The sequence below is a fragment of the Roseofilum capinflatum BLCC-M114 genome, assembly GCF_030068505.1.
Lineage (GTDB): Bacteria > Cyanobacteriota > Cyanobacteriia > Cyanobacteriales > Desertifilaceae > Roseofilum > Roseofilum capinflatum.
In genome coordinates this window covers 59,925-83,239 of sequence record NZ_JAQOSO010000114.1, presented here as the reverse complement: position 1 = coordinate 83,239, position 23,315 = coordinate 59,925, and the positions used below count along the sequence as shown (strand labels likewise).

Annotated in this window: 25 protein-coding genes and 4 pseudogenes; 21 read left to right on the top strand and 8 right to left on the bottom strand. The window is 44.7% G+C overall.

Features of this window, described 5'->3' with window-relative positions; all coding sequences use genetic code 11:
• Positions 1-181 precede the first annotated feature (181 nt).
• Positions 182-1,225 carry a pentapeptide repeat-containing protein gene (locus PMG25_RS22350; protein ID WP_283769114.1) on the top strand — a complete coding sequence of 348 codons (1,044 nt, stop codon included), beginning with the start codon at positions 182-184 and terminating at the stop codon, positions 1,223-1,225.
• Positions 1,226-1,483: 258 nt separating this feature from the next.
• Positions 1,484-3,937, top strand: a complete 2,454-nt coding sequence (locus tag PMG25_RS22345; RefSeq protein ID WP_283769113.1) for a pentapeptide repeat-containing protein — start codon at positions 1,484-1,486, stop codon at positions 3,935-3,937.
• A gap of 165 nt (positions 3,938-4,102) precedes the next feature.
• On the opposite strand, the gene PMG25_RS22340 is transcribed toward PMG25_RS22345, so the two are convergent.
• A complete protein-coding gene (locus PMG25_RS22340; RefSeq protein ID WP_283769112.1) occupies positions 4,103-6,700 on the bottom strand; it encodes a GmrSD restriction endonuclease domain-containing protein in 2,598 nt (865 codons plus the stop codon).
• A gap of 88 nt (positions 6,701-6,788) precedes the next feature.
• On the opposite strand from PMG25_RS22340, the gene PMG25_RS22335 reads away from it, so the two are divergent.
• Positions 6,789-7,094, top strand: coding sequence for an NACHT C-terminal alpha/beta 1 domain-containing protein (locus PMG25_RS22335; protein ID WP_283769111.1), 306 nt, complete (start codon positions 6,789-6,791; stop codon positions 7,092-7,094).
• Positions 7,095-7,125: 31 nt separating this feature from the next.
• Here PMG25_RS22335 and PMG25_RS22330 read toward each other — a convergent pair whose 3' ends face one another.
• Together PMG25_RS22330 and PMG25_RS22325 are read right to left on the bottom strand one after the other, a co-directional pair.
• Positions 7,126-7,437, bottom strand: a complete 312-nt coding sequence (locus PMG25_RS22330; protein WP_283769110.1) for a hypothetical protein — start codon at positions 7,435-7,437, stop codon at positions 7,126-7,128.
• Positions 7,434-7,928, bottom strand: a complete 495-nt coding sequence (locus PMG25_RS22325) for a C39 family peptidase (protein WP_283769109.1) — start codon at positions 7,926-7,928, stop codon at positions 7,434-7,436. The genes PMG25_RS22330 and PMG25_RS22325 overlap by 4 nt, the downstream gene beginning before the upstream one ends.
• Here PMG25_RS22325 and PMG25_RS22320 point away from each other — a divergent pair.
• Positions 7,923-8,399, top strand: coding sequence for an NACHT C-terminal alpha/beta 1 domain-containing protein (locus tag PMG25_RS22320; protein WP_283769108.1), 477 nt, complete (start codon positions 7,923-7,925; stop codon positions 8,397-8,399). The genes PMG25_RS22325 and PMG25_RS22320 overlap by 6 nt on opposite strands.
• Before the next feature lie 12 nt (positions 8,400-8,411).
• Here PMG25_RS22320 and PMG25_RS22315 read toward each other — a convergent pair whose 3' ends face one another.
• Positions 8,412-8,753 carry a DUF5615 family PIN-like protein gene (locus PMG25_RS22315; protein WP_283769107.1) on the bottom strand — a complete coding sequence of 114 codons (342 nt, stop codon included), beginning with the start codon at positions 8,751-8,753 and terminating at the stop codon, positions 8,412-8,414.
• Positions 8,750-8,983 carry a DUF433 domain-containing protein gene (locus PMG25_RS22310; protein ID WP_283769106.1) on the bottom strand — a complete coding sequence of 78 codons (234 nt, stop codon included), beginning with the start codon at positions 8,981-8,983 and terminating at the stop codon, positions 8,750-8,752. The genes PMG25_RS22315 and PMG25_RS22310 overlap by 4 nt, the downstream gene beginning before the upstream one ends.
• 49 nt (positions 8,984-9,032) lie before the next feature.
• On the opposite strand from PMG25_RS22310, the pseudogene PMG25_RS24720 reads away from it, so the two are divergent.
• The 12 genes and pseudogenes from PMG25_RS24720 to PMG25_RS22265 all read left to right on the top strand — a co-directional run.
• Positions 9,033-9,092: pseudogene (locus PMG25_RS24720) on the top strand (hypothetical protein); the annotation flags it as partial.
• A gap of 164 nt (positions 9,093-9,256) precedes the next feature.
• A pseudogene (locus tag PMG25_RS24715) lies at positions 9,257-9,310 on the top strand (histidine kinase); the annotation flags it as partial.
• Positions 9,311-9,396: 86 nt separating this feature from the next.
• Positions 9,397-9,606, top strand: a complete 210-nt coding sequence (locus PMG25_RS22305) for a hypothetical protein (RefSeq protein WP_347178916.1) — start codon at positions 9,397-9,399, stop codon at positions 9,604-9,606.
• Between the two features lie 5 nt (positions 9,607-9,611).
• Positions 9,612-10,022 (top strand): pepsin/retropepsin-like aspartic protease family protein, encoded by a 411-nt coding sequence (locus PMG25_RS22300; RefSeq protein WP_283769104.1) that lies wholly within the window; start codon positions 9,612-9,614, stop codon positions 10,020-10,022.
• A 63-nt stretch (positions 10,023-10,085) separates the two neighbouring features.
• Positions 10,086-10,169 (top strand): annotated as a pseudogene (locus PMG25_RS24710) (NACHT C-terminal alpha/beta 1 domain-containing protein); the annotation flags it as partial.
• 110 nt (positions 10,170-10,279) lie between these two features.
• The gene (locus PMG25_RS22295) at positions 10,280-10,504 is read left to right on the top strand and encodes a hypothetical protein (protein WP_283769103.1); all 225 of its coding nucleotides are present in this window, start codon (positions 10,280-10,282) and stop codon (positions 10,502-10,504) included.
• Positions 10,505-10,823: 319 nt separating this feature from the next.
• A complete protein-coding gene (locus PMG25_RS22290) occupies positions 10,824-11,042 on the top strand; it encodes a hypothetical protein (RefSeq protein ID WP_283769102.1) in 219 nt (72 codons plus the stop codon).
• Positions 11,042-11,397, top strand: a pseudogene (locus tag PMG25_RS22285) (PIN domain-containing protein). The gene PMG25_RS22290 and the pseudogene PMG25_RS22285 overlap by 1 nt, the downstream one beginning before the upstream one ends.
• A 102-nt stretch (positions 11,398-11,499) precedes the next feature.
• Positions 11,500-11,703 carry a hypothetical protein gene (locus tag PMG25_RS22280; RefSeq protein WP_283769100.1) on the top strand — a complete coding sequence of 68 codons (204 nt, stop codon included), beginning with the start codon at positions 11,500-11,502 and terminating at the stop codon, positions 11,701-11,703.
• A gap of 74 nt (positions 11,704-11,777) precedes the next feature.
• On the top strand, positions 11,778-12,410 hold the full coding sequence (locus PMG25_RS22275; RefSeq protein WP_283769099.1) for a vWA domain-containing protein: 633 nt from the start codon (positions 11,778-11,780) through the stop codon (positions 12,408-12,410).
• On the top strand, positions 12,403-12,555 hold the full coding sequence (locus tag PMG25_RS22270) for a hypothetical protein (protein ID WP_283769098.1): 153 nt from the start codon (positions 12,403-12,405) through the stop codon (positions 12,553-12,555). The genes PMG25_RS22275 and PMG25_RS22270 overlap by 8 nt, the downstream gene beginning before the upstream one ends.
• A gap of 45 nt (positions 12,556-12,600) precedes the next feature.
• Positions 12,601-13,053 carry a gas vesicle protein K gene (locus tag PMG25_RS22265; protein ID WP_283769097.1) on the top strand — a complete coding sequence of 151 codons (453 nt, stop codon included), beginning with the start codon at positions 12,601-12,603 and terminating at the stop codon, positions 13,051-13,053.
• Positions 13,054-13,107: 54 nt separating this feature from the next.
• On the opposite strand, the gene cpcD/petH is transcribed toward PMG25_RS22265, so the two are convergent.
• Both cpcD/petH and cpcD read right to left on the bottom strand, forming a co-directional pair.
• Complete coding sequence (gene cpcD/petH / locus PMG25_RS22260; RefSeq protein WP_283769096.1) at positions 13,108-14,316, bottom strand: bifunctional rod-capping linker CpcD/ferredoxin--NADP reductase PetH; 1,209 nt, start codon at positions 14,314-14,316, stop codon at positions 13,108-13,110.
• Between the two features lie 172 nt (positions 14,317-14,488).
• Positions 14,489-14,746: a rod-capping linker protein CpcD gene (cpcD, locus tag PMG25_RS22255; RefSeq protein WP_283769095.1), complete on the bottom strand. Its 258-nt coding sequence runs from the start codon at positions 14,744-14,746 to the stop codon at positions 14,489-14,491.
• Positions 14,747-15,232: 486 nt separating this feature from the next.
• Between cpcD and PMG25_RS22250 the strand changes: the two genes are divergently transcribed.
• The 3 genes from PMG25_RS22250 (at position 15,233) to PMG25_RS22240 (ending at position 19,744) form a co-directional block, all read left to right on the top strand.
• A complete protein-coding gene (locus tag PMG25_RS22250; RefSeq protein WP_283769094.1) occupies positions 15,233-16,237 on the top strand; it encodes a phosphoribulokinase in 1,005 nt (334 codons plus the stop codon).
• 175 nt (positions 16,238-16,412) lie between these two features.
• On the top strand, positions 16,413-19,184 hold the full coding sequence (locus PMG25_RS22245) for a valine--tRNA ligase (RefSeq protein ID WP_283769093.1): 2,772 nt from the start codon (positions 16,413-16,415) through the stop codon (positions 19,182-19,184).
• A gap of 32 nt (positions 19,185-19,216) precedes the next feature.
• Positions 19,217-19,744 carry a hypothetical protein gene (locus tag PMG25_RS22240; protein ID WP_283769092.1) on the top strand — a complete coding sequence of 176 codons (528 nt, stop codon included), beginning with the start codon at positions 19,217-19,219 and terminating at the stop codon, positions 19,742-19,744.
• 34 nt (positions 19,745-19,778) lie between these two features.
• On the opposite strand, the gene PMG25_RS22235 is transcribed toward PMG25_RS22240, so the two are convergent.
• On the bottom strand, positions 19,779-19,988 hold the full coding sequence (locus PMG25_RS22235) for a hypothetical protein (protein WP_283769091.1): 210 nt from the start codon (positions 19,986-19,988) through the stop codon (positions 19,779-19,781).
• Between the two features lie 199 nt (positions 19,989-20,187).
• Here PMG25_RS22235 and PMG25_RS22230 point away from each other — a divergent pair, with 199 nt between their 5' ends.
• Both PMG25_RS22230 and PMG25_RS22225 read left to right on the top strand, forming a co-directional pair.
• On the top strand, positions 20,188-20,949 hold the full coding sequence (locus PMG25_RS22230; protein WP_283769090.1) for a Uma2 family endonuclease: 762 nt from the start codon (positions 20,188-20,190) through the stop codon (positions 20,947-20,949).
• A gap of 487 nt (positions 20,950-21,436) precedes the next feature.
• On the top strand, positions 21,437-23,065 hold the full coding sequence (locus PMG25_RS22225) for a S8 family serine peptidase (protein WP_283769089.1): 1,629 nt from the start codon (positions 21,437-21,439) through the stop codon (positions 23,063-23,065).
• Positions 23,066-23,315 lie beyond the last annotated feature (250 nt).

Below are 23,315 nucleotides of genomic sequence, written 5' to 3'. Positions count from 1 at the left end.
GAGAGGGATATAGGGAGAGGGCAGATGTCGGAGGAAAAAGAGTGGTTGCCCTCATCCCCCAACCCCTTCTCCCACGGGAGATGGGGAGCAGAAGTCCCTCTCCTTTGGGAGAGGGATATAGGGAGAGGGCGGATCTCAAATGAAAGCGCTATATTTTGATTGAGTTGATTCTAATTATCTTATGTCTCAGGATGCCGACACGCTATTTAAACAGGGAATTGAGGAGTATCAAGGGGGGAATTTAGAGGGGGCGAAATCTCTCTGGGAACAGGCTTTATCTGTCTACCGTACCGAGGAAAATGCCCAGCGCCAAGGGGCGGCTTTGGGTAATTTGGGGGCGGTGAGTCAGGCGCTGGGTAGGGTTGAGGAGGCGATCGCCTATTACAAGCAGCATCTAAGTTTAGCGCAAGATGTTGGCGATCGCCCAGGACAACGGAATGCCCTGAATAATTTGGGCAATGTTTATAGCAGTTTGCCGGATTTTCCCGAAGCTCTGAACTATTATCAACAAAGCTTAAAGTTGGCTCAGGAATGGGGGGATTTGGGGCAGCAAGGAGAGGCTCTATTTAATTTGCGTCAAGTGTATCAAGCGATGCAGGATGAGGAGCAGGAACAGCAGTGTTTAGAGGAGCAATGGGCGATCGCCAAGCAATTACTGGAAAAACATCCCCAAGATATTTTAGACATTGCCCAACAGGTAGGCTTAAATCCCCTTTCAGATTTTGCCGGAGTAAATTTAGCCCAGATGAATTTTCATTATGCTAATTTAGGCGGCGCAAATTTAACCGAAACTAATTTAAGCGGGGCAGATTTAAGTTTAGCAGATTTAGCCCATGCCCAGTTAAGTCATGCCAACCTAGAAAAGGCAATTTTAAGTAATGCGAATTTGCGCGATGCGAATTTGCAGAATGCCAATTTACAAGGGGCAGATTTACGCACCATTTTACCTCGCGCAGATTTGAGTGATGCCAATTTGGAAGGGGCAAATTTATCGGGGGCATATCTGCAACGAGCGAATTTATCCCGCGCCAATTTAGAAAATGCGGATCTTTCCTATGCAGATTTGACGGATGTGAATTTACAGGAGGCACGGTTAACGGGAACTCTGTTAAAACAGGCGAATATTGAGAAGGCGAATGTTAATCAAGCCTATTTTAAGGATAACCCGAAATTGTCTTCAGCCCTGAAGCAACATTTGCGCGATAAAGGGGCAATTGTGGAGTGATGTCAATGAACAATGAACAATTAACAATTAACAATGAACAATTTTTATGTCGGCAACAGCCAATCTATAGCAAACCTAAATGAGTTATGTAATGGCTGCCCCTCATCCCCCTACCCCCTTCTCCCGCAGGAGAAGGGGGAAAAGTCCCTCTCCCACGGGAGAGGGATATAGGGAGAGGGCATTTCCCGTTGTACAACTCATTTAGACTAGCTATATCTACCCGCCACTATAATTGATTCAACGAACTTGATATGAGCTATGGGGAAGGGGCAATTTATTACCACTGAAGTTGCTGGAAATGGGGGGGAGCGGGGGGAGTTTCGGGTATGGGAAAGGGTACAGGATGCCTTTAGCGATAGATCTTGTTTGGCATATTGGCGCTATCCCCTGTTTTCTCCCCAGGGTAAGCATCGTAAGGAACCGGATATTCTGATTCTGGATCGCCAATTGGGAATTATCGTCATTGAAGTCAAGTCTATACGGATTCACCAAATCGCCCAAATTAGCGGTCATCGTTGGCATTATCAGGGATTTTACCAGAAAAGTGGATCGCCCTATCAGCAGGCAGAGCAGCAGGTTTGGGCGATTCTGAGACGGTGTGAGGGGGAACCGGGGTTAAAGTTGGGTTTGATGAGTCGGGCGATCGTGGCTCTACCTTATATTACCCAAGAACAGTGGCAAGAAAAACAATTCGATCGCCTCTTATCCGCTCCTCCTATTCTGTTTGAAAACCATCTGCGCGTCACTGCGATTGCCCAACTTTTTCATCAGATTGAAACTATCGCTCCCCTCACTTCAGGCGCACCCCTCAGCGAACAGCAATGGCAACTTTTGCGCTCTCTGATCGGTGGTACTCCCCTTTTTCAACCCAATCCCAGTAGCCGATGGCGCTTATATCCCTCTCCCAGTCGCGCCGAAATTTTAGCCCAAGCCAGACAACAGTTTTCCCAACTGGATTTAGCCCAAGAAACTCTCGCTAAAACCATTCCACCCGGAGTACAACGGATTCGCGGCATTGCCGGATCGGGGAAAACTGTGGTTCTCTGCCAAAAAGCCGCCCACATGCACCTGAAACATCCGGATTGGAAAATCGCGATCGTCTTCTTTAGCCGCAGTCTTTACCAAACCATTACCGAGCAACTCGATCGCTGGCTCCGTCACTTTAGCGAAGGGCAAGTGGGTTACACTTCCCGTAATCGCAACTTGCGGGTTTTTCACGGTTGGGGAGCCAAAGGACAACCCGGTTTTTACCGCTTCTTATGTCGTCTCTCTGGAGTGGCTCCGCGCACCGTTGCCGACACCTTAAGATATGCCCCCCATGAAGCCCTGGCGGAGGTTTGTATTGACCTGTTACGTCGGGGAAAGATACCCCAAGTTTTTGATGCTCTTTTTATTGATGAAGGACAGGATTTCTTAGTCCAAGATAACATAAAATTCGAGCAAAAGCAACCCTTTTACTGGTTAGCTTACCAATCCCTACGCCCTTGTAATCCCTTGCATCCAGAGCAACGGCGCTTGATTTGGACGATGGATGAATATCAACATCTCGATCCCCAGCAAGTAACCACGGTGCGCGACTTATTCGGCTCGGAGTTGGCACATCTCTTAAATGGAGTTCATCCGGGCAATATTCCCAAAACGGAAATCCTCTGTAAATCCTATCGCACTCCGGCCCAAGTGTTAAGGGTTGCCTACGGTTTAGCCATGGGAATTTTTCGCCCCCAAGGATGTTTAACCGAGTTATGCCAAAAATCGGATTGGCAAGCTCTAGGATTTCAGGTTGAGGGCGAACTGTTACCCGGCAGTTCCATTACTCTCACTCGTCCCCTGGATGCAGATTTAAATCCGGTGAGTCAGTTAGCATCAGGGGCACTAATTGAGTTTCAATCTTACGACTCGCGCCAGGAAGAGTTAGCGAATCTAGGTTATCAGTTAAGGCAAAATTTACGCCAAGATGGACTTAAACCCAGTCGAGATATTTTGGTGATTCTGTTGGGTTCTCGAATTCACACGCGCCAACTGGAGCCGATGGTGGTTGAGGCACTCCTAAGACAAGGCATTGATGTCTATCTTCCGGGACAAAAGCAGGATTCTGGCTCTAAAAATGAGTTTTGGCGTGACGGTTGTGTGACGGTTTCTAGCATTGAGAAAGCCAAAGGAAATGAAGCGGACATGGTTTACGCGATCGCCCTCGATCATATTGCCCAAGATGAGAGCAATTTATCCCTGCGAAATCACCTGTTTATTGCCTTGACACGAACCAGAGCTTGGGTTAGGATTAGTGGTACGGGTAACTATTCCCTTTATCAAGAGTTTAAGCAACTGTTACAAGTAGAAAATAGTCTAACTTTTACCCTCCCCCAACAGCCTCAGCGCTCCCTTTCTCTCACCGATATTAGTGAAGTAATCGATCGCTACACAGCCGGAGATAGAAACTTCCAAGGCATGAACTTAAAAGGCGCTCAACTCCCCGGAATCAACCTCTCCCAAGCCAACTTCATCCGCACCGAATTCCAGGAAGCCAACTTAGAAAACGCCCAACTCCAAGGCACGAAATTTATCTTCGCCAACTTAAGCCAAACCAACCTCCGAGGAGCCAATTTAAGGCAAGCGAAACTCATGGGAGCCAACTTATCGGAGGCTCAATTAGAGGGAGCAGATTTAACCCATGCAGATTTAAGCGATGCCAACTTAGACGGAACGCAATTTTAGCGTTTGTCTTGACTCAATTCTGGAACTCTTGCAGAATTGGCGATTTCGACGGTTTGTTCTAACAAAAACTAAAAAATCTAGTCAGCTCGGCAAATGTTTCTCTCTATAAAGAATACAGCGATAGCAATCTCCGAAAGTAAGAGAAGAGAGGGATTTAATTCCTATTTATTCAGATATAAGTTTAGAGCCTTTCTTTCTGTTACTATCACTGTGAGTAATTTTAAGATTCTCTATAGAATCTTCTCCACCTATGCTTAACGGTGTACTATGATCTACCTCAATATCATCTCCTATAAATATAGGTGATCCTGAAATAGCACAGCGATGATCTTGTCCTCTAAGTTTTTCAAGCTTTTCGGCTTCAGAAAGTTTAATTTTTCTTGGGTTAATTGCATATCTTTGATGAAAATCCTTGACTTTCTCTAAAAATAGATCTTTTGTAAAACTTTGTGAAGAATTTCTCAAATTAGAAAAAATATTTTGCAAATCTTGTTTGATCTTTAACCTATGAAATTTAACCATTTCTAAGTTAAGTGGATTGACAAGATACCAAAGAAGATAAAAGTCTTGTTTTGTACGCCTAAATGAACGAACTTGTCTTTGCGCTTTAAATAGCAAATTTAGTTCATCCCCAAAAAACTTATCCAACTCTTCTTTTCCTCCTTCAACATCCCTATCAAGCAAAATAACCTTTACTTTTTTTACAAAGCTTTCCACATTCTTGATACTTTTTGTAAAATTAGTCTTTTCCTTTTCATCTTCAAAAACACTTTGAAGTAGCTTAGTGATTTCGTGCGATGAACACATCCTTACATTTATACCATCATTCCTATTATAAATGTACAAATACTTATCAGCCTCCTTATTTTTGAGCCTCTGACATTCAAGGTATGCTAAGGATGTATAAAGTTCTTCGTTTTCCATCCTATCTCTATCATTACGGCTCTTTACAAGTTTAATATAAAACCACTTTCTATGCTTATCAACATTCTCTCTAATATTTTCGATAATTTCTCTATCCACCCAAGAATTCCACATCTCGAAAGAATTCTCTCTAATTGGATATGGCTTATTATTGAGCCTAACAAAAAGATCAACAGGGTTAAAATCTGGATTTAGACTTTCTTGAATTTCAACTACGAATAGTTCAAAGTCTAAAATCTTATCTTGTAAAGAAGGATCAAGATTTTTAAGATCGTTGTATTTTTTGTTGTTTAAATGCTTCAGTATTTTTAATCCCTTTAAAGCAAAGCCTGTATTTTTACTTGTACATTGATGACCACTCTCATCCATATACTTTTTACCGATAAAACCTAAAATTGTTAACAGGCGCTGTTGTCCATCTATCACCTCTGAAACGCCATCTTTACGCTTAAAAATAAAGATGGGAGGAAGACTAATATCTAAAAGAATACTTTCAATAATTGAAGATGCTTTAGATATATTAATTACTTCTGCTCTTTGATAAGAAGGACGAACAAGAAACATATTCCGATCCATCACTCTCGCAATGTCATCTATTGAATTTCGCGATGGTTCTGGCTTTGTTACTCTTAGAGATTCTAATTCACCCAGTTTTGTGATTGTATCGTCATTTTCACTCTTCCTAATGAGATTTAACTCATCTCTTGTCTGTTTATCACCCTCTACATAAGCACGAAGATTTACACCAAATTCCTGCTCAAATAACTTCGCTGTAAATGAGAAACGTTCTTGAACTACACGATAGTAATGAGAATCAACAAACTTATCATTATTATCTGAAATTGCATGACCTAAACGTTCAATAAATTTGGGTGTATTGACCTTAGATAAATCTATTTCTTCAGCATCTAATACCTGAAGCACCCATAACAAACATTCAAAAGCTGGTCGTTTTACAATTAAACTTTGTTCTGTAAATACCTGCTTCATTTGATGAACTAGATGAACTTTTTCTACAAATCTATCACATAAATAATTTACATCTTCTACCTCATTTGCCATATGCTCATACAATTTATCGAGGGTTTCAGTTCTATTGTTTCCCCATGAGTAATATCTAATAGGAAACTTGTAAAGAACTAAATACCTACGAATGAACTGTAATATTCTGCCACTATCAGACACTCTTTCACTATCCTTCGACTTCGGCAAGAAAAGATCGGTAACCATATTGCAGAATTCAGAATTTTGTTTTACAAAATTCTTGAAATGTTGAAAAACTGAATCTTCATCATATAGAGCATTATCTATTTCTGGCTTCTTTAAAGGGGTTATACCAGAATTATATCTACCAAATATTTCTTTTTTAACTTTATCTTCCAGGCTTGGATTGAGTCTAGGTTCGTTAACTATTTCAAATTCTATAATTCTAATTTTGGCATCAAGAAATAAATCAATTATACTTTTAGTTTCAGAACTAGCTTGTAAAGATTGATAAGTTGCTTTAGCTATCTTCTTTAGGGCTGTCAGACCATTCCTTGTCAATGAAAATTCGTTTTCTTTAAAACGCTTTATTGTTTCAAACCTTTGCCTTCCATCAATTACTTCAATGCCAGAACCGTTGTTAAAAAATATAAGAGGGGGGATCTCAGTACCCAATAAAATACTTTCAATAAAGTAAGTCGCTTTATGATTATCCCATACATAATTTCTCTGGTAATAAGGCTTGTAATCGATTTTACTTAAACTGCGTAAACTAAATAGTGAGTCTATAGATTTTGAATAAGTTTCAATTTTCAAGTGCGATGTAAAAATTGTTTCAAAGTCTTCTTGAGTCAAAAAACCACTCATTTTTATAATTGTTGTTGCCCTTACTTTTAGCCTTTTTAGTGTAGCATATCAATCTCCCAATAGTCAATCTCACCGAATGCAAACCCAACTTAAGGTTTCAGTATGTCATGCCGACCAAGACCCCCCAGAACCCGCCACTCCCGCCCAACTGCGCCGCCACCTGAAACAACTGCAACGCCGCGACCTCCTCCCCCACCGCGCCCTTCTCCTCACCGACTGCGAACATCCCACCCCGGAACTCATCGCCTTCTGCGAAAAACTCACCGGAGTCATTGCCGTTGCCTTCCTCACCGACGACCCCCTAGACGCGCCATTAAAAGGCTTTCCGCCGAATCAACCTAATCTGTTATCTGCCATTCAAACCTGGCTAGAGGAGATTTAAGAAACCGGGTTTCTGCTATAACTTCTCCGACTTACCCAACATTTGAAGAAACCCGGTTTCTGGGCAAATCGGCATAAAATTTTCCGATGTCCTGGGGGAATTCGATCGCCTCTCCGTTGTATGCCTTCGCAGTCAAATTATACAAACCTTGGGCTAAATGTTGGTTAAACTTGAATAACTCCCAGAATTTTTCATCCCCGTTAATCAGATGAATTTGGCGATCGCCCATCTTATCAGTTTCTGCTGTCATAGTAAACTCGTGACAATTTTCACCAATTGACACCACAACTTTGAAGAGTCCTGTGACTTCTGTGAATTCGATTGAAAGCACTTTGGTGTTCATCCTAAACTCCAGTAAACTCCTGTAAGGTTCCAGTATTGCAAAAAATCTTCTTTTTTCATTCGATATCTCGTCCCCTCCCAAGGATCGAGAATTAAAATATAGCCGCTTCTCGCGAGACCCTCAACGATAACCATATGCCCAATTCTGGCACCAATTTCCCAAAACACAGCCGCCCACAATCCGGTATTGTTCAAGATTTCCACAACTTGCCATTCTGTTGCCCCTGGCAAATCCAAAAAACCACCTTTCCACTGCCCAGAAGGATCTGGATCGAATTGGTTGAGTGCTGAGGCAAGCATTCCTGGTGCGATCGGTACTCCAGTTACCTGCTCAATTATAGCCTGAGTCACATCAATTCCCCGTTCCCGCAGCAGCATTTGGGCACAAGCGGCTGCACAAGAAAACTCGCTTTCTTGACGGACAACTCTAGCGTCTACAACTTCATCAATAGCAGGCCAATTTCCACCTGCACCAGCCCAAGCAGGATGCATCTTTTTCTTTATATTAAGTCACTGACGATTAAAAGCATAACCCCCCATAACAGCGAAACAACCTTCGCCCCCATCAACCTCGCCCAAACCCTACAAAACCAGCCCATCCTCATTCTCAACGCCCAACCCCTCGCCACCGAAACCCGCGAAAGTGAAATCGCCCTCACTCTCAGCGAACTCATCTGGGACACCACCTGTCCCGACCAAGACCCCCCGAAACCCGCCACTCCCGCCCAACTGCGCCGTCACCTGAAACAACTGCAACGCCGCGCCCTCCTCCCCCACCGCGCCCTCCTTCTCACCGACTGCGAACATCCCACCCCGGAACTCATCACCTTCTGCGAAAAACTCACGGGAGTCATTGCCGTTGCCTTCCTCACCGACGACCCCCTAGACGCACCGTTAAAAGGCTTTCCGCCGAATCAACCGAATCTGTTATCTGCCATTGAAACCTGGTTAGAGGAGATTTGAGGATTTGCGTTTTTAAGGAGTATTCGTAATTTCCACAATCATTTCCCCTTGGCGCAATTGCTCTAACGCATCAGATAAAGTCGCCGTCAACAATTGTCGCAAGTTGCGGTTAGTGACATTGCCACAAGTGAGCCACAAAATTTGAGGAGGCGATCCTAAACGACATACCAAATCGATGAAATCACTGTCTTTCGTCATAATCACAACATTTTCAGCCTGTGCTGCTGCAAAAATTTCGATATCTTGAGCATCTCGAAGTCCTAAATCTCGCAATGCGATCGCTTCCAAACCAAACGTTTCTGTTAGCCAATTGGCTAATGTGGGGGGCAGTTGAGCATCGATCCAAATCTTCATGCGGTTAGTCTGGGAAAATCAGTACGTCGTGCAGCAAAGACTAAACAAGCCTGAATATCCGCTAGTTCTAGATCGGGAAAGTCCTCTAAAATTTCAGGAATGCTAACATTTTCTGCCAACATTTCTAAAATATCCGTGACGCGAATTCGCATCCCTCGAATACAGGGACGACCGCCACATTGACCGGGATTTTGCGTAATTCGGTTCAGTAATTCAGGCGTTGAACTCATAAAATTTTTAAAATTTTTAGGCTAAATGAGTGATTGGTTTGTCTAATTAATTATAGCCGAGAATTTTACTAACTACAACCTCATCTGGAACTGTGCCGAAAATCTCCTCTATCCCCCATTTTATCAAGCATGGCACAATCCCGCGCCCTCCTCCTCACCGACTGCCAACATCCCACCCCGGAACTCATCCGCTTCTGCGAAAAACTCACCGGGGTGATTGCCCTTGCCTGACTCACCGACGACCCCCTAGACGCGCCATTAAAAAGCTTTCCCCCGAATCAACCTAATCTGATATCTGCCATTCAAACCTGGTTAGAGGAGATTTGAGAAACCGGGCTTCTCCCTAAAACTTGGGATAAAATGAAAACTATCCCACTTAATTTAGTGGCCGAATCACCAGACCCCAATTTATGATGACGCTTACAGAACTACTTCCCACCATCAAGCAACTTTCACACCTTGATAAAATTAAACTGATTCGCTTGCTGGCTGAAGACATTGAATCACGAGAAGAAATTACACCGTTAGAACCGGGTAAAAGCTATGACTTGCCAACCCCATACAATACTTTTGGGGCGGGGGCGATTCTCATGCAGGCAATGGAATCCACTGATGAGGTTTAACAGCAATGCGATTTCGTTACTCAACCACTGATTCATCCCAAAACGAATTTGATAACCTGCCGAGGATTCCCATTATTCTTCGGCGAGAAGGTCATACCATTGAAACCGTTGGATTAGTTGACAGTGGCGCAACTGTCAGCGTCATGCCCTATGACATCGGACAACAACTAGGGGCTATCTGGGAAGATAAAAAGGCGATCGTTCAAGTAACAGGTAACTTAGGAAAGCAGCCAGCAATACCTTTATTTGTAATGGCTCAAATTGGCGATATTCCACCGATTCAGTTAGCGTTTGCTTGGATAAAACAACTCGATACACCTCTCATTCTAGGACAGACCAACTTTTTTATGGAATTTGATGTATGTTTTTACCGTTCCAAGATGGAATTCGAGGTTAACCCTAAGTCCTTAATTTGAGTTGGAATGAATTTTAAAATCTGAACTCATAATGAATACAGAGGCGACTTCCTTAACGATAACCCCCTAGACGCGCCGTTAAAAGGCTTTCCGCCGAATCAACCCAATCTGTTATCTGCCATTGAAACCTGGTTAGAGGAGATTTAAGGATTTAAGAAACCGGGTTTCTGCGACAATTTCAGCTACAAACCAGAGATTTTGATAGAAACCCGGTTTCTGAAACAGCTAAAATATAGGCAAATCCTACTCACCTTAATATGACTCAAACTCTTGATACGACTGGACTCACACCGGAGCAAATTCAGCAAAGTGCTGTGATGATAGAGACATTTAAAACTCTCAATCAACAGCAGCAACCATCAACCAAAGAAAAGCGATCGCAGTTCGATCCAAGTCCGTTACTTTTTGAAAGCGAAATTCTCCAGCCCTTTAATCGGACGATGCTTTACAGCGCTTCGCGCTGCTATGAGGTACATTGTTGATCATAGATTTGAGTTGTCATTGCGACCGCAGGGAAGCATTCGCGCTTCGCGTTTCACGCAAGCTTCGCTAACGCCAAGATTCGGGGGTTTTGCGATTGCTTCATTCCACTGCGTTCCATTCGCAATGACATACTCTAACTGATTATTCGGATTTGATATTACCACAATCTACACTTTTAACATCAAGGACTTTTCTTGGTGTTCTCAAATTGAGGCGATCGATCCGAGTCACCTTTAATCAACCCACCCCGGAACTCATCACCTTCTGCGAATTTTAGGTTAAAATATCCATAAGTTAATAGACAAAAGAAGGTGAAAAATGGTTAATTCCTTTGAATTTAAAGCGAAAATTAAACAAGGGATGATAGAAATCTCGCCAGAATATAAACAAAATATTCAAGCAGAAAGTAACGTGAAAGTTATCATTGTTTCAGAAGAAACAGCCCAGCCAAGATTAATGGATAGATTGGCAGAAAACCCCATTAGTGTTAAAGGGTGGAGCCAACCCACAAGAGATGAAATTCACGAAAGAAAATAATGAGCGATCAACCAATATTTATAGATTCTAATATCTGGTTATATCGTTTCTTAGCCGATCAAGATCCAGACCCCGAAGAAGATGCTAGAAAACGCCAAATAGCCGTTTCATTTTCATGTCGGTTGAAAACCGAAACCAATCTAAAAAATATCGTAATCAGTACACAGGTTATCAATGAAACCTGCTCGGTGTTAAAAAGAAAAGTTAATTTTCCTGAAACACAAATTACTCAACTGATTGAAGAATTTGAGCAGCAATGTCAAGTGATAGATATAACAACCTTTATTCAGAAGATATGCAAGATGGTTTAATTGTAGAGCATCAATTAACTATCATTAATCCTTTTAGGATTTAGTTTCTAAAAGTCGAATTAAGATTAAACCGGGTTTACAGCGCGAAGCACTGCTATGAGGTACATTAGTATGATGACTGGTTTAAGAGTCGAGTCGATGATCAAATGATTGCTGCTCACGGCATTGCACGGGTAGTTTCTGTGCATAAAGACAGCTACACTGTCACCAAGGGAGGGAAAGAAATATTTGCTGAATTATCAGGAAATATTCTTTACCGCACCGAGTCAGCATACGACCTTCTGACTACGGGTGACTGGGTATATGCCGATTTCTTCGATAAGGATCAAGGGATGGTCAAGAGAAGTTAGGTAACTTGACTCTTGAAAGTGTTAAAACGGTAGTAAGTTCTTTAACTGATCTCAATCCTCATCTAGGTAATCCGATGACAGAAGCAGCCATTTTACAAAATCGCGATTATACCGTGATTATTGCCAGAAGCCCTGGGGATAATCACCCCACATCTCCTGAATTTAAGCGAGCTTGGGAACAAGCGAGATCTGGGTTATTAGCCTTGTATCGTCAATGTGCAGAACTCGATCCAGATTGCCTCACCCTGTATAATGCGGCTGTCTTTAATGGCAGTGTGGTTAATCCTGTCAGTTGTTCGAGTGAAGAAGAAATTATTGCTCTGCTTGACTCCTACGATCGCCACCAAGCGATCGCCCTAGAAGAAACCGTTAAACTCGCTCTAGACGATTATTTTACCCGTAAAGCCAACGAGCAGACTAAACCCAATGGAGAAATTATCCTGGTGATTTTGGATCGAGAACCCCAAAATCGAATGAAACTGATTAAACTCTTAGTAGAAGCGACTCAGAAAATGGACACCCAAGAAGAATTGGGGATTACCTTTATTCAAGTCGGTGATGATGTACTGACGCGGGGATTTTTGAAATCTCTCGATGACGATCTCGCGACAGCAGGCGCTCGGTTAGATATTGCCGATACCAAATCAATGGATGAATTAGACTCTGGGTCGTTGACAGATGTATTAATGGGAGCCATTTATGACTAAGAAGTATATCTCATCCGAAGACTATCGCAAAATGCTGGTTCAGGATGGCGATCGCCGCTTTCAAGAGTGGCATACTCAATATCTGAACTATCAGAAGGACTATTTGAATCAAGTTCTCAAAGGTCGTAAGGTGAAAGAAGTCTAATCTCTGACTGGTTTGGCGATCGCCCCCTAAATCCCTAAATACCCCATGACTTCTTCTATTATTCCCTCTTCCGATCACTCCCCTGACGCAGGACTTGCCCCCCTACTGCTCACCGTTGTCGAACTCATTCGTCAACTCATGGAAGCTCAAGTCATTCGGCGCATGGATTCTGAGAGCCTAAGCGAAGAAGAATTAGACCGAGCAGCCGAAAGCTTACAGCGTCTAGAAGAACAGATTATCAACCTGTGCGAAATATTCGACATCGATCCAGCCGACTTAAACATCGATTTAGGAGAAATCGGTTCCCTATTGCCCAAACAAGGCTATTATCCAGGGGAAAAGAGCGATCGCCCCTCCATTTTAGAACTCCTAGACCGCCTATTGCATACCGGCATTGTCGTTCAAGGCGACGTAGACCTCGGTTTAGCCCAACTCAACCTCATCCATGCCAAACTTCGCTTAATTCTCACCTCCAAACCCATCGGCGATCCAAAATAGGGGAAGCCTCCAAAGGCCCCCCTACCTCTTAGCCCTAGTGGAACTTAATCGATTTTAGTAAGTTTCCACATGCCAACGATGTTCTTTTTTCAGTTGTTTCTGGTAATCCTTCCAGTCAACATTAAACTTACTAGCCGCCGCAGACATCCCTTCATCAATACCGCCTTCCATACCTTTGAGACCACAAATATAGGTATGGGTATTCGGTTTTTGGATCAACTGCCACAGCTCATCCGCATTTTCCTTAATCCGGTCTTGGATATACATCTTACCGCCTTCAGGATTCTTCTGTTCGCGGCTAATCGCATAAGTAAGGCGGAAATTCTCTGGGTGTTCCTGCTGCATTTTTTCCAACTCTTCCCGATAGAGAATATTTTGACTATAAGGAATACCAAAGAACAACCAAGCAAATCCTCGGAACTTATAATCTTCGTGCTTCTCCTTAAACATGCGCCAGAGATAAGCACGGAACGGCGCAATTCCCGTTCCCGTTCCCATCATAATAACCGTAGCTTCCTCATCATCCGGTAACAGCATCTCCTTACCAACTGGGCCCGTAATCGCCACATCCGCACCCGGCTCCAGATTGCACAGATAAGTCGAACAAACCCCATAAACCGTCTCTCCGCTTTCTGGGTGTTTATATTCAAGCTGTCTCACACACAAAGAAACCGTCTTATCCTCCTCATCATCCCCATGACGAGTAGAGGCGATCGAATACAACCGTAACTTATGGGGTTTACCCTTATCATCATTGCCAGGGGGAATAATCCCAATACTTTGGCCTTCCACATACTTGAGGTCACCTTGGGACAGATCGAACGTCAAATGTTGAACAATCCCCGATCCCCCTTCAGCAACCAACTTTTCATTACTGAGGCACTTCCCAATGTAAGGATCTTTCGGTCGGTAAATATTGATGGGAATCTTTTGATCTTCAGATTTTTTATGGACTTTACCTTCAGTCCCTGGGGTAGAAGGGACAGGTGAAGGGACAGGGGCAGGCTCCCAAACTGATTCTTTACGAGAGGACGTATCAGCATTAAGGGGCACAATGTTAAGAATTTTGCCACCCAGACGAGCAATCCGCTTCATTTCCTGATTCATACGGCTGTAAGGCACAGTAATGAAGACACTACCACTGCGACGAACAGAACAATTCATATTCGCCATGCTACCTGGGTTAAGACCGACCACTTCAAACTGAAACAGACGGTTTGACGACACGCTACTGGCTCTACCGATTAAACTTGATGTATACATTACCTTGATTTTCTCCTTTCCCCATTTACATCGGCATATTACCGCAAAATGGCTCAATCACCACTGTTGCCCACTGGCGAAAGTGATGATTTAAGCGACTAGGGTTACTGTAAGTGACCCACTCTCATCGGTCAATCTAGCTCTTCAAGATTCAGGAAGAGCTAGACCCAATTTAGGCTTCGTCCTCAGAGGAAGAGGGCGCAGCAAAATTAAGGGGCACAATGTTAGTAATTGTGCCACCCAGACGAGCAATCCGCTTCATTTCCTGATTCATACGGTTGTAAGGCACAGTGATCAAAACACTGCCACTGCGACGAATCGAGCAATTCATACTCGCCATGCTGGTTGGGTTAAGACCAACCACCTCAAACTGAAATAAACGGTTAGACGAGATGCTACTGGTGCTACCGGCTAAACTGGATGTAGGCATAGCTTTCTCCTTTTCTCTTTTAATATTGAACTATTGCTAAAACATTGTCCTCTTGCCACTGAGACTTGGGGCCACAGGAATATCCCCACCCCTCTCTCCCATCTGGCCAGCCAGGGACAATGCCACCATTTTATCGAAAAGCGCCCCCTTTCAGAGGAATAATTAAGATTCGGTTTTCTTAAAGACCCCATTCACCGTAGCATAGGTATTGAGGACAATCCTAAATCTCTAAACTCGCCTTGTGGGGATGATCCCATTCTGGTAAAATTTCCTCCAGAATATTGAACATGGAAAACTGAGCTGAAACTCTAGCTTGAGTTGTCCCCAACCAAAGAGAGCGAGGCTGCTATTTAGGGAGCAAGCGCCCTCCGGTGTTGAAAAATCTCGAAGGGCCGTTTTAATGGGTTGCCCTCAACGCTAGTTTAACTCCATTAGTGATAAACCAAAACTAACTTTAGTGAACCCATTGATTGACAGAGGAAATCTATGACCAGTAAACCGGATCGCGTGGTTTTAGTTGGTGTTGCCGGAGACTCCGGTTGTGGGAAATCAACCTTCTTACGTCGCTTAACCGACTTATTTGGAGAAGATCTCATAACCGTAATTTGTCTGGATGACTACCATTCTTTAGATCGTAAGCAACGTAAAGAAACCGGGATTACCGCGCTCAACCCCAAAGCCAATAACTTTGACTTAATGTATGAGCAAGCCAAAGCGCTGAAAAACGGTGAATCCATAGAAAAACCCATTTACAACCATACCACTGGGGAAATCGATCCCCCCGAAACCATCCATCCCCGATCCATTGTTGTTCTAGAAGGGCTACACCCGATGTACGACGAGCGGGTAAGGGAGCTATTGGATTTTAGTGTTTATCTTGACATCAGTGATGAAGTCAAAATTGCCTGGAAAATCCAGCGAGATATGGCAGAGAGAGGCCATCGCTATGAAGATGTGTTATTTGCCATTAATGCTCGCCGTCCAGACTTCATGGCCTATATTGACCCCCAGAAAGCTCATGCTGATGTGGTAATCCAGGTATTGCCGACCCAACTGATTCCAGACGACAAAGACCGTAAAATCTTGCGGGTACGGATGATCCAACGCTATGGAGTTGCCGGCCGTAACCCTGTTTATCTGTTTGACGAAGGATCGACCATTGATTGGATTCCTTGTGGACGGAAGTTAACCTGCTCCTATCCCGGAATTAAAATGCATTATGGGCCAGATGCTTACTATGGCCATGAAGTGTCGATCCTGGAAGTCGATGGTCAGTTTGAGAATCTAGAGGAACTCATCTATATCGAAGGTCACTTGAGTAACACCTCAACAAAAGAATATGGGGAATTAACTCACTTGCTGCGGCAACATCCGGATTATCCGGGTTCGACCAATGGTACAGGACTGTTCCAAGTGCTAACTGGATTAAAAATGCGAGCCATTTACGAACAGTTAACCCAAGAGTCCGTAAAAGTTCCTGCTAGTGTTTAGATCTCTAGGGACAAAATCTGGGCTGTTGGTTCTCCTTTAAACTCGATCCTGAAAATGTCTGCGAGAGTCTTTTGGTCTGGCTCTCGCAACTGCGATCCTAAAGGGGTGAACAGCTCTAAACTTCGACTTCGCTCGACCACCACCTATCACCGATCGCCAATCGATTCTGTTATCCATGACTGTACCTTCTTCTAGTAACCCGACTCAATACGATCCCTTGAGTGCTGAAGCCAAATGGCAACGGTATTGGGAAGAGAACGAAATCTTTAAGGCCGATCCGAGTGAGAGTGGAGATCCTTTCTGTGTGGTGATTCCACCCCCGAATGTGACCGGTAGCTTGCACATGGGCCATGCCTTTGAAAGTGCCCTGATTGATACCTTGGTTCGCTATCATCGGATGTTGGGAGAAAATACGTTGTGGTTGCCAGGAACCGATCATGCCAGTATTGCCGTACAGACCATTTTAGAAAGGCAACTGAGAAGTGAAGGCAAAAATCGCTACGATGTTGGCCGGGAGGCATTTCTAGAAAGAGCTTGGCAGTGGAAAGAAGAGTCCGGTGGCAGAATTGTTAATCAACTGCGCCGTCTAGGGGTTTCCGTGGATTGGTCGCGGGAGCGGTTTACGATGGATGAGGGCCTATCGAAGGCGGTGATTACAGCCTTTATGCGCCTTTATCAAGAAGGTTTGATTTATCGGGGCAACTACATGGTCAATTGGTGTCCCGCTTCTGAGTCGGCAGTGTCCGATCTAGAGGTTGAAAATAAAGAGATTAATGGCCATTTATGGTATTTCCGCTATCCGTTGACTGAGGGTGGGGGATTTGTGGAAGTAGCAACCACTCGACCGGAAACCATGTTGGGAGATACGGCAGTAGCAGTAAATCCTGGAGATAAGCGGTATAAAGATTTAATTGGAAAGACGCTACGGTTGCCGATAATGGGGCGGGAAATTCCCATTATTGGCGATGAATATGTGGATGCGGAGTTTGGAACCGGTTGTGTAAAAATAACGCCTGCCCATGACCCGAATGATTTTGAGATGGGCAAACGCCATAATCTGCCCATGATTAATGTCATGCACAAGAATGGCAGTATGAATGAGAATGCTGGGGAATTTGAGGGTTTAGACCGGTTTGAGGCGCGGAAGGCGGTGGTGAAGCGCCTGGAGGCAGAGGGATGTTTGGTGAAGGTAGAGGATTATAAGACGACGGTTCCTTATAGCGATCGCGGCAAAGTCCCCGTTGAACCCCTGATTTCTACCCAATGGTTTGTCAAAATTCGCCCCTTAGCCGATCGCGCCCTCGAATTCCTGGATAACCAAAATGACCCCGTGTTTGTGCCCGATCGCTGGAGAAAAGTCTATCGAGATTGGTTAGTAAAACTCAAAGATTGGTGTATTTCCCGGCAATTGTGGTGGGGTCATCAAATTCCCGCTTGGTATGTGATCAGCGAAACCGAAGGAACAATCACCGATTCAACTCCCTTCATTGTCGCAGCCAATGAAGCCGAAGCTCTCGCCCAAGCAAAAACCGAATATGGAGAAACCGCGAAACTCCAGCAAGATCCCGATGTCCTCGATACCTGGTTTTCCTCCGGACTGTGGCCCTTTTCCACCATGGGATGGCCCGAAGAAACTGCCGATCTCAACCGTTATTATCCCACCACCACCCTAGTCACCGGCTTTGACATCATCTTCTTCTGGGTGGCCCGGATGACCATGATGGCGGGTCACTTTACCGGTAAAATGCCCTTCCAAACCGTTTACATCCATGGCTTGGTCAGGGATGTAAACGGCAAGAAAATGTCAAAATCCGCTAACAATGGCATCGATCCCCTGATATTAATCGAAAAATATGGGGCTGATGCCGTGCGCTATACCCTGATTCGGGAAGTCGCCGGTGCCGGGCAAGATATTCGCCTCGAATACGATCGCAAAACCGATGAATCAGTCTCCGTCCAAGCCTCTCGCAACTTTGCCAACAAGCTCTGGAATGCAGCCCGGTTTGTGATGATGAACTTGGATGGCAAAACCCCTGCACAGTTAGGAATCCCTACAGAAAACCTAGAAGATGGCGATCGCTGGATACTCTCCCGTTACCATCAAGTAACCCAGCAACTTCGCAACGACCTCAACCAGTACGGCCTAGGAGAAGCGGCCAAAGGAATCTACGAACTGATTTGGAACGACTTCTGCGACTGGTACATTGAACTGGTCAAACCCAGACTCTGGCAAAACGACAAAGAAGGAACCCCAGAAGAAACAGCCTCGCGGTTAGTCGCTCAACAAGTCTTAGCCCTAGTCCTAGATGGGATCTTAAAACTGCTGCATCCCTTTATGCCCCATATCACCGAAGAAATTTGGCACACCCTCACCCAAAGTGAGGTCACTTCGACTCCGCTCAGTGACCTCACATCCCTAGGACGACAACTCTATCCCGAACCCGATGAGACGTTTATCAATCCCGAATTAGAAACCCAATTTGCTCAACTGATTGACACCATTCGTACTATTCGGAACTTGCGGGCGATCGCCGAAATTAAACCCGGTCTCAAAGTCCCCGTCGTCCTGCAAACCGAAAATCCAACCGAGCAAGAGATCTTAACCCAAGGCTCATCCCTGATCGAGAATCTAGCCAAAACTGAAGCCCCAACCGTTTGTGCTGCCTTAAACGAGCCAATGAAGCAAACCGTTGTCGGAGTCACCGGAACTGTACAAGTCTTGATTCCCCTCGCTGGGGTTGTGGATATTGCAGCTCTACGCGCTAAAGTCGAGAAAGATTTGGGTAAGATTGAAAAAGAAAGCCAAGTTCTCCAAGCCCGTTTGGGGAATCCCGGATTTGTGAACAAAGCGCCTCAAGATGTCGTTCAAGGGGCCAGAGATACATTAGAACAATTACAGATCCAGGCTCAAATCCTGCGCGATCGCCTGAGTAATCTCTCAGATTAAAGGCGATCGCCTTTCTCCACCCGATCGCTTCCATGACTTACAGTGAAAAATCAACGGCCATGTTATATCTAGCCCAGGTACAGACAGAGCAATTTTTAGGTAAAGCAGGTTTACGGGTTTTGGCAGCTCAAGAGTCCGAAACCACCTGGAAACTGGCCACTCAGGAAGAAACCATTCCTTGTACTGACCATGAAACCTGGACTCAGAATCAACTGGTGTTAGTAGAACTGACGGAAAATCGGCAAATTCTGAGTATTTCTGATGCCAAAGATTGGGTATTAAAGTTAATCGAGCAGTATTTATCGGTAGGGATTACCCCAGAATTTTTACAATCAGAAATGGAACGGGCGGAACAATGGCGGCAAGATCTGACCCTACAAAGTCAGGAAGTTGCCCGTGGAAGATTGGAAGTAGAGGCTCGCCACGCCCAATTACAAATTGTCGAAGAAAAGCTCAACAAGGAAAAAGTACAACTAGAAGAGGAAAAACAAGCGCTGCAAGAGCAGCATCAGGACGCAGAAGAGCCAGATGAAGACGACGAGTCATCCCCTGAAGTGTAACGATCTCTGGGGCGCTCTTGATGAAGATCGATCGCTATCGACGCGCCAGTTGACTGCCACAGAGCAACTCGCGAGATTCTTGCTTCACATTACCCATCATCGTCGCCTGTTGTAATTGGCGGAAGGCGTAAAAATCTTCTTGCCCATACGGGTTTTGCAGCAGCGATCGCAGTTGGTTTTCCGATTCAATGGATAGATAACCGGTGGCTAATGCTTCCTGAACCACTTGGGAAATGACACTCATGAGACCTATACCTTTACTCGTTCTTGTTTAGTATCGGGCCAAACCCGAACATCGCTTGTGATTTGAATCTACAATCCTTTGTGAAATTTCTGTGAATTTTCAGTGACACTTTGTCAATTGGCCCAAACGCAGTCCGTAGTTATAGCAGTTTTTACAGCAATAAGGTATCATAAAGTATATCTGTATGTGTATAAGATTCATGGTTCAAACTCCCCTTTCTCCAGATATCCTCTATCCAGATTCGGACGGGTTACCCATGGCCGAAAATACCGAGCAATATGAGTGGATTGTCCGTTTAGTCACCAATCTCAAACATTTACTCAAAGATCAAGAAGCATTTGTAGCGGGAGATTTGTTATGGTATCCCCTGCAAGTAGAGGAACCTCCCGCACCCTGCCAAGCACCCGATGCCATGGTAGCTTTTGGTCGTCCTCCCGGTTACCGGGGTAGCTATAAACAATGGGAAGAAGACAACATTGCCCCCCAAGTGGTGTTTGAGATCCTCTCACCGACAAATACCCGCCGAGAAATGGCAGAAAAGCAAAAGTTTTATGAGGAGCATGGGGTTTTAGAAGCCTATTATTACGATCCAGAGCGCAAGGATTTCTGGGGATTTGTGCGTGAAGCTCCAGATGAAGTTTGCACATTAATAACAGCGTTATATTTACCTTGGACATCACCCCTGTTACAAATTCGATTTGAGTTGTTTGAGGATGGGTTATCGGTGTTTTATCCGGATGGGGAAGAGTTTCAGGAACCGGAGGCCCTTTTACTGGAGCGAGATCAGGCGAGACTAGCGCAACAGCAAGCCCAGCTAGAACGACAGCAGGCACAAGCAGAGCGCAATGAGGCGAAACTGGCTCAACAGCAGGCACAAGCAGAGCGGGATCGGGCCCAAGAGAAGCTCAACCAAGCTTTAGCCAAACTTCAGGAGTTGGGCATCGATCCAGATACGCTTTAGGGTGATTTAAGGGCGATCGCCAAAATCAATTGTTGACGCTCCACTGCCTAAAGGCGAGTGGATTCTTGGTTCATCAAGTCCACTTAAACTAAGTACCTTGCGATTCCTAGCAAGCGAGGTGGTTCTTTCCCCAAGCGTTACTTTTCGTGCGCCCCACGATAGTTGTATTTCTACAAAGTTTGTTTTGTTTAAATAGCGTTGCTTTTCAGCACTAGGTTTTGTTAGAGCAGGTTAATTACCTTTCCTGCTATACTCTGATTATACATACAATCAGAGACTATGGCAAGGACTAAACGACTACAACTTTTACTTTCTGAACTTGAATATGAGACTCTTAAGACCTATGCACAATCCAAACAAGTCCCCATGTCTGAAGTTCTTAGGGATTACATTAAAACCCTAAAAAAGCCGTCCTAAAAGGACGGGGCTTTAAACCCAAATTTTGGGTAAATTAGGATTAACCACACTTTCCTAGGAGTCATAACCGATGATCGACAAGCTGAAATTAATCCTATTCACCCTAGCGATTTCTGGGTTAGGCATTCCGGCATTTGCCTTTACCCTACTCCGGTCATCGGTGGGAGATGCAGGAATTGAAGCCCAACGCTTGCATGATTTCCCTTATAACTTAACAGGGAAAAAGATCGCCATTGGCCAGGTAGAAATTGGTCGCCCTGGGATGTTTGGCATCGATAAGAAAACTGACCCCAATCAGGTCATCAGCCCCATGCGCGTGTTTTTTCGAGATGCCTTGGCTGAACATAACAAGCATGTTGACCCCCATGCCCAAAATGTGGCCAGTGTGATGATTAGCTCCAATAAACAGTTTCCTGGGGTAGCTCCCGATGCGCGGCTGTATTCCACGGCAGTGGGATCTCTGCGACGCAGCGGCCAAGCGGAAGAGTGCCTCGCTTCCCAACATCTGGCCATGCAAAATAGTGGGGATTTGCGGGCGATTAATTTTAGTTTTGGGGAATCCTTGAATCAAGACCCTCGGCCCAATGCCGTATTGGATGGGAATGCCTTGTTGACTCAATGTATTGATTGGTCGGCACGGGTGCATAATGTGTTTTATGTGATTGCCGGGAATCAGGGCCGGGGTGGGATTTCGATTCCCACCGATACCTACAATGGGGTGACGGTGGCCTTCTCCAAGATCTACGGCGATCGCTATTCTAAGATTGATTTTGCCAATATTGGCGATCCGAGTTTGGGGAATCCCAGTCGCATTATTGGCTATGAAACCAATACTGATGGTCGCCGCTCCATTGGTTTAGTGGCTCCAGGGCATAAGGTTCCTTTAGTTAATCTAGACGGTACGGTGGGCTATTCCAGTGGCACGAGTTTTGCCGCTCCCCATGTGACAGCAATGATTGCTTTATTACAAGAATATGGCGATCGCCAATTGGCCCAAGTCAAAGCCGATCCCTTAAAATCGGAGCTGAGTCCCCCCTGGACTATAGACGCTCGTCAGCAAGAGGTGATGAAAGCAGTGTTGCTCAATAGTGCCGATAAAATTCAAGATTTGGGCAATGGCTTAAATCTGGGTATGTCGCGCACGTTATACGATCAAAAACATCAGTCTTGGCTCACTTCCGAAGCCTATTTTAATGCTCGCATTCCCCTCGATATTCAGATGGGAGCCGGTCATTTAAATGCCAGTCGTGCCTATGAACAGTTTAGCGCCGGCCAATGGACTCCAGAGAATCCAGTTCCGGCGATCGGTTGGAATTATGACCAGATTGAGACAGTAGGTAGTTATCAGGATTATATTTTAGAAGGCGATTTACAACAGGGAAGTATGCTCAGTGTTACCCTAGCTTGGAATCGTTTGGTAGAACTGCAAGACCGCAATCAAAATGAAGCCTATGACATTGGGGAAACCTTTGAAGACCGAGGTCTAAATAATTTAGATATATTCCTAATGCCTGCGGACTCTACCAATCTTCGCGATAGTCTTTGGTCTTCGATCAGTGATGTCGATAGTGTAGAACATATGTTTTATCGGATTCCCCGCACAGGCAAGTATAAAATTCGAGTTTACTATCGTCAACAAGTGAATGAAGCACAGCAACCCTATGCGATCGCCTGGTGGACAGCCCCCATTGAAAACTAATCCCCTGTTAGAGGTTTGCTACTAAAGTAGTGCAATATAGGAAATATAGGAGTGCGAGCATCTTGCTCGCAGCCTTTCTCTCTTACTCGCTACCTTTCTCTCTTACTCGCTACCGTTCTCTCTTACTCGCTGCCGTTCTCTCTTACTCGCTGCCGTTCTCTCTTACTCGCTGCCTTTCTCTCTTACTCGCTGCCTTTCTCTCTTACTCGCTACCTTTCTCTCTTACTCGCTACCGTTCTCTCTTACTCGC

Bases quoted from the DNA above. Each gene is read 5' to 3' on its own strand.
- PMG25_RS22350 (WP_283769114.1), top strand. From the start codon at position 182: ATGTCTCAGGATGCCGACACGCTATTTAAACAGGGAATTGAGGAGTAT.
- PMG25_RS22345 (WP_283769113.1), top strand. From the start codon at position 1,484: ATGGGGAAGGGGCAATTTATTACCACTGAAGTTGCTGGAAATGGGGGG.
- PMG25_RS22335 (WP_283769111.1), top strand. From the start codon at position 6,789: ATGCAAACCCAACTTAAGGTTTCAGTATGTCATGCCGACCAAGACCCC.
- PMG25_RS22330 (WP_283769110.1), bottom strand. From the start codon at position 7,437: ATGAACACCAAAGTGCTTTCAATCGAATTCACAGAAGTCACAGGACTC.
- PMG25_RS22320 (WP_283769108.1), top strand. From the start codon at position 7,923: ATGCATCTTTTTCTTTATATTAAGTCACTGACGATTAAAAGCATAACC.
- PMG25_RS22325 (WP_283769109.1), bottom strand. From the start codon at position 7,928: ATGCATCCTGCTTGGGCTGGTGCAGGTGGAAATTGGCCTGCTATTGAT.
- PMG25_RS22315 (WP_283769107.1), bottom strand. From the start codon at position 8,753: ATGAAGATTTGGATCGATGCTCAACTGCCCCCCACATTAGCCAATTGG.
- PMG25_RS22310 (WP_283769106.1), bottom strand. From the start codon at position 8,983: ATGAGTTCAACGCCTGAATTACTGAACCGAATTACGCAAAATCCCGGT.
- PMG25_RS22305 (WP_347178916.1), top strand. From the start codon at position 9,397: ATGACGCTTACAGAACTACTTCCCACCATCAAGCAACTTTCACACCTT.
- PMG25_RS22300 (WP_283769104.1), top strand. From the start codon at position 9,612: ATGCGATTTCGTTACTCAACCACTGATTCATCCCAAAACGAATTTGAT.
- PMG25_RS22295 (WP_283769103.1), top strand. From the start codon at position 10,280: ATGACTCAAACTCTTGATACGACTGGACTCACACCGGAGCAAATTCAG.
- PMG25_RS22290 (WP_283769102.1), top strand. From the start codon at position 10,824: ATGGTTAATTCCTTTGAATTTAAAGCGAAAATTAAACAAGGGATGATA.
- PMG25_RS22280 (WP_283769100.1), top strand. From the start codon at position 11,500: ATGATTGCTGCTCACGGCATTGCACGGGTAGTTTCTGTGCATAAAGAC.
- PMG25_RS22275 (WP_283769099.1), top strand. From the start codon at position 11,778: ATGACAGAAGCAGCCATTTTACAAAATCGCGATTATACCGTGATTATT.
- PMG25_RS22270 (WP_283769098.1), top strand. From the start codon at position 12,403: ATGACTAAGAAGTATATCTCATCCGAAGACTATCGCAAAATGCTGGTT.
- PMG25_RS22265 (WP_283769097.1), top strand. From the start codon at position 12,601: ATGACTTCTTCTATTATTCCCTCTTCCGATCACTCCCCTGACGCAGGA.
- cpcD/petH (WP_283769096.1), bottom strand. From the start codon at position 14,316: ATGTATACATCAAGTTTAATCGGTAGAGCCAGTAGCGTGTCGTCAAAC.
- cpcD (WP_283769095.1), bottom strand. From the start codon at position 14,746: ATGCCTACATCCAGTTTAGCCGGTAGCACCAGTAGCATCTCGTCTAAC.
- PMG25_RS22250 (WP_283769094.1), top strand. From the start codon at position 15,233: ATGACCAGTAAACCGGATCGCGTGGTTTTAGTTGGTGTTGCCGGAGAC.
- PMG25_RS22245 (WP_283769093.1), top strand. From the start codon at position 16,413: ATGACTGTACCTTCTTCTAGTAACCCGACTCAATACGATCCCTTGAGT.
- PMG25_RS22240 (WP_283769092.1), top strand. From the start codon at position 19,217: ATGACTTACAGTGAAAAATCAACGGCCATGTTATATCTAGCCCAGGTA.
- PMG25_RS22235 (WP_283769091.1), bottom strand. From the start codon at position 19,988: ATGAGTGTCATTTCCCAAGTGGTTCAGGAAGCATTAGCCACCGGTTAT.
- PMG25_RS22230 (WP_283769090.1), top strand. From the start codon at position 20,188: ATGGTTCAAACTCCCCTTTCTCCAGATATCCTCTATCCAGATTCGGAC.
- PMG25_RS22225 (WP_283769089.1), top strand. From the start codon at position 21,437: ATGATCGACAAGCTGAAATTAATCCTATTCACCCTAGCGATTTCTGGG.